Annotated in this window: 5 protein-coding genes and 1 pseudogene; 1 reads left to right on the plus strand and 5 read right to left on the minus strand. The window is 69.3% G+C overall.

All coding sequences use genetic code 11. The annotated features are described in order from the left end of the window. Positions 1 to 325, plus strand: a pseudogene (locus WBB14_RS10115) (3-methyladenine DNA glycosylase 2); the annotation flags it as partial. Positions 326 to 338: 13 nt separating this feature from the next. On the opposite strand, the gene WBB14_RS10120 reads toward WBB14_RS10115, so the two are convergent. The 5 genes from WBB14_RS10120 to WBB14_RS10140 form a co-directional block, all read right to left on the minus strand. Beyond that, positions 339 to 1,244 carry a LysR family transcriptional regulator gene (locus WBB14_RS10120; RefSeq protein ID WP_424239707.1) on the minus strand — a complete coding sequence of 302 codons (906 nt, stop codon included), beginning with the start codon at positions 1,242 to 1,244 and terminating at the stop codon, positions 339 to 341. 48 nt (positions 1,245 to 1,292) lie between these two features. Beyond that, positions 1,293 to 1,775, minus strand: coding sequence for a YajQ family cyclic di-GMP-binding protein (locus WBB14_RS10125; RefSeq protein ID WP_013395853.1), 483 nt, complete (start codon positions 1,773 to 1,775; stop codon positions 1,293 to 1,295). A gap of 78 nt (positions 1,776 to 1,853) precedes the next feature. After that, positions 1,854 to 2,642, minus strand: a complete 789-nt coding sequence (locus WBB14_RS10130; RefSeq protein WP_424239708.1) for a heme ABC transporter ATP-binding protein — start codon at positions 2,640 to 2,642, stop codon at positions 1,854 to 1,856. Further along, complete coding sequence (locus tag WBB14_RS10135; protein WP_424239709.1) at positions 2,639 to 3,637, minus strand: FecCD family ABC transporter permease; 999 nt, start codon at positions 3,635 to 3,637, stop codon at positions 2,639 to 2,641. The genes WBB14_RS10130 and WBB14_RS10135 overlap by 4 nt, the downstream gene beginning before the upstream one ends. Further along, a partial coding sequence (locus WBB14_RS10140; RefSeq protein WP_424239710.1) for an ABC transporter substrate-binding protein occupies positions 3,621 to 3,967 on the minus strand: 347 nt, incomplete at its 5' end. The genes WBB14_RS10135 and WBB14_RS10140, both read right to left, overlap by 17 nt.

Raw genomic sequence — 3,967 nt, forward strand, 5'->3', positions numbered from 1 at the left:
GGGCATGCCGCGCAGCCGCGCGGCAACCTTGTCGGCGGTGGCCGCGGCGGCGGTGGCGGACAAACATCTGTTCGATGCGGCCGGCGGCCTGGAGGACGCGGTACGCCGGCTGCGCACCATACGCGGCGTGGGGGAATGGACGGCGCAATACATCGCCCTGCGCCAGTTGCGCGAGCCGGACGCGTTCCCGTCCGCCGACATCGGTTTGATCCGGGCGCTGGAGAGACTGGAAGCGCGGGCCTACACACCCGCGCAATTGCTGGCCCGCGCCGAGACGTGGCGGCCCTGGCGCGCCTACGCGGCGCAGCACCTGTGGTCGGCCTGAGCCGGGCCGGCGATCACCACCGGCTGTCCGCGCCCTTCCTGAAATACGCCACCAGGAAGTCCACGAACACGCGCACCTTGGCCGACAAATGGTGTCTTTCCGGGAAGACCGCATAGATGTCGGCTTGCGGCAAGGCGTAGTCTTCCAGCACTTGCACCAGCCTGCCGCTGCGCAGATAACGGGCCAGGTCCCATTCGGCGCGCTGCAGGATGCCCAGGCCGGCCAGGCCCCAGGTCAACGTCACTTCGCCGTCATTGCTGCTGAGGTTGCCGCGCACCTTCACGGTCTCGCTGCGGCGCCCCTTGGTGAAGCGCCACAGGCCGTACGCGGCTTCATTCTGCCGCAGCACGATGCATTGGTGCCGCGCCAGGTCATGCGGCGTGGCGGGAACGCCATGGGCCTTCAGGTAGCCCGGCGATGCGCAGACCAGGCGCCGGTTGGGCGCGATCTTGCGGGCGATGAGGCGGGTGTCGGGCAGGTCGCCAAAGCGCACCGCCACGTCGAAGGCGTCCTGCACGAAATCCGCCGGGCTGTCGGTCAGCTGCAGTTGCAGCGACACCTCGGGATAGGCCTGGGCAAATTCCGCAATCGCGGGCGCGATGTAGCTGCGGCCGAAACCCAGCGGCGCGTTGACCTTGAGCAGGCCGCGCGGACTGTCCTGGCGGCTGGCGATCAACTGGTCCAGGTCCTCGATCTCGCCCAGGATGCGGCGGGCGTTCTCCAGGTAGACCTCGCCTTCGGCGGTCAGGCTCAGGCGCCGCGTGCTGCGGTTGACCAGCCGCACGCCCAGCCGCGCCTCGATCTGGGCCAGCCGCTTGCTGACGGCGGCCGGCGTGACGCCGAGTTCGCGGGCAGCGGCGGACATGCCGCCGGCGCGCACCAGTTCGACGACCAGCTGCAACTCATTGGAATGTCCCATGGCCCCCTCGAGGTCCGCAGGGCGCCGCGCGCCCTGGCGCGGGGCGGATCAGTCGCGGAAGTTCTCGAACTGCAGCGGCAGGTCGACGTCGGTTTTCTTCAGCAGCGCGATGGCGGTCTGCAGGTCGTCGCGCTTCTTGCCGCTGATGCGCAGCTTGTCGCCGTTGATCTGCGACTCCACCTTGAGCTTGGCGTTCTTGATGGCGGCGATGAGCTTCTTGGCCACCGGCTGCTCGATGCCTTGCTTGATGGTGACCTTCTGGCGCGCGCCGCCCAGGTTTTCGAGGGGATCGGCCACGTCCAGGCAGCGCACGTCGATGCCGCGCGCCGACAGGCGGCCGCGCAGGATGTCCAGCATCTGCTTGAGCTGGAACGCGCTGGAGGCGACCTGGGTCACGACAAATTCGTCGAGTTCGAACTTGGCCTCGGTGCCCTTGAAATCGAAGCGGGTGGCCAGTTCGCGGTTGGCCTGGTCGACAGCGTTGGAGAGTTCGTGTTTGTCGACTTCGGAGACGACGTCAAAAGTAGGCATGACACGGGGTCCTGTTGGGTAGATGTTGAAGAGGCGAATACAAGCGTATCGCCTATTTTACCGACCCGACAGCCCACGTCACGCCATCAGCACCAGAAGGCGGCCGGCTTGCAGGGGGTGCGGAACCACCTGCGCGTCGATGCCGTAGGCCAGATACAGATTCGCCGGCGTCAGGACCTCCGCCGGAGTGCCTTGCGCTATGCCGCGTCCGCCGCAAAGCAGCAGCAGGCGGTCGCACCAGCGCGCGGCCAGGTTCATGTCGTGCAGGATCACCAGTACGCCCGTATGGGCGCTGTGGGCCAATTCCCAGGCGCGGCGCAGCAAGTCGCCCTGGTGCTTGGGATCCAGGCTGGCCGTGGGTTCGTCCAGCAACAGGTAGCGCGGTTCGTCCTGCCCGCGCGCGGCATGGCACTGCACCAGCACGCGGGCGAACTGCACGCGCTGCTGTTCGCCGCCGGACAACTCCGGATAGCGCCGTCCCGCCAGATGCGCCGCATCGGCCTGGCCCAGCGCCTGCGTCACCAATTCGTCCACCGCCTGCGGCGGCAACTCCGGGAATGGGTAGGCGCCCATGGCGACCACCTCGCGCACGCTCAGGTCGAAGGTCAGCCCGGGCTTTTGCGGCAGCACGGCGCGCAAGCGCGCCTGCTGCCGGTGCGGCAGCGCGGCAAGCGGGGTTGCGCCCAGGCTCAGCTGGCCCGCATCGGGCGCCAGTTCCGCCGCCAGCGCGCCCAGCAACGTGGATTTGCCGGCGCCGTTGGCGCCCAGCAAGCCCACCACTTCTCCTGGCCGGATGTCCAGCGACACATCGGTGAGGATGCGCGCGCCGCCGCGGCTCACGCTCAGGTTCTGTGCGGAGAGCGTCATCCGATTCTCCGTCCGCGCGCCAGCAGCCACAGGAAGAAAGGTCCGCCGACCAGGCCGGTCACCAGCCCGATAGGCAGTTCCGCCGGCACGACCACGGTACGCGCCAGCCAATCCGCGAGTATCAGCGCCAGCCCTCCCGCGAGCACGGTTGCGGGCAGCAGCCAGCGGTGATTGGCGCCCAGCGTCATGCGGACCAGATGCGGCACCACCAGTCCGACGAAGACGATCGTGCCCGTGGCGGCGACCAGGGGGCCCACGATGAGCGCGCTGGCCAGCACCAGCCTGGCCCGCACGCGCTTGAGCGTGTAGCCCAGGTGCTGGGCCTCGCGTTCCCCCAGCAGCAAGGCGTTCATCACGCGCCACTGGCTCATCAGCCACAGGCTGACCAGCAGCACCCAAGGTCCCAGGAACGACAGCACTTTCCAGTTTGCGCCGCCCAGGCTGCCCATGTTCCAGAACGTCAGGTCGCGCAGTTGCGCGTCGGTGGCGACGAAGGTGAACAGGCCGATCAGGCTGAACGCCATGGCCGTGATGGCCACGCCCGCCAGCAGCAGCCCGGCCACGCCCGGCACGCGCCGGCCCACCGCGTAGGCGCAGAGCGTGGCGACCAGGCTGCCGGCGAAGGCCGACGGCGCGGTGATCCAGAAGCCGCCGGAAGTCAGCACGATGGCGGCCACCGCGCCCAGTGCGCCGCCGGCCGATATGCCGATCAGCCCGGGCTCGGCCAGCGGATTGCGGAACAGCGCCTGCATGGCCGCGCCGGATACCGCCAGGCCGGCGCCCGCCACCAGCGCGAACAGGACCCGCGGCAGGCGGATGTCGATCAGCACGTTGCGCCACAAGGCGTTTTCCGGCGTCGGCGTGCCCCACAGCAGGGCCGGCAGCTCGCGCAAGGGGATCGCCACCGCGCCGTTGGCGGTGGCGGCCACCACCGCGACCGCCAAGGCCGCGCCGAGCAAGCCCAATGCCAACGGCGCGCTAACGCGCCATGACATGCGCGACCTCCTGCTTGAGCTGGGTCAGCGCCAGCGGCAAGCGCGGCCCCATGCCCAGGATGAGCAGGTCGTCCATGACCACGATCCGCCGTTTTGCGGCGGCCTGCGTGGACGCGATGCCGGGCATGCGCAGGAAGGCTTCCATGCCGCCGCCCGCGTCCAGCGACGCCTGCGTGACCACGATCAGGTCAGGCGCGAGCGCGCCCAAGGCTTCGGCCGACAGGGGCTTGTAGCCCTGCTGGTCTTGCAGCACGTTCACCAGTCCCGCCAAGTGCATGACTTCGTTGGCGGCGGTGTCGCGGCCGGCGCCTTGCGGCGAACCCGTGCGGT

The sequence above is a fragment of the Achromobacter sp. genome, assembly GCF_049647645.1.
In the GTDB taxonomy this organism is placed as follows: domain Bacteria; phylum Pseudomonadota; class Gammaproteobacteria; order Burkholderiales; family Burkholderiaceae_B; genus Achromobacter.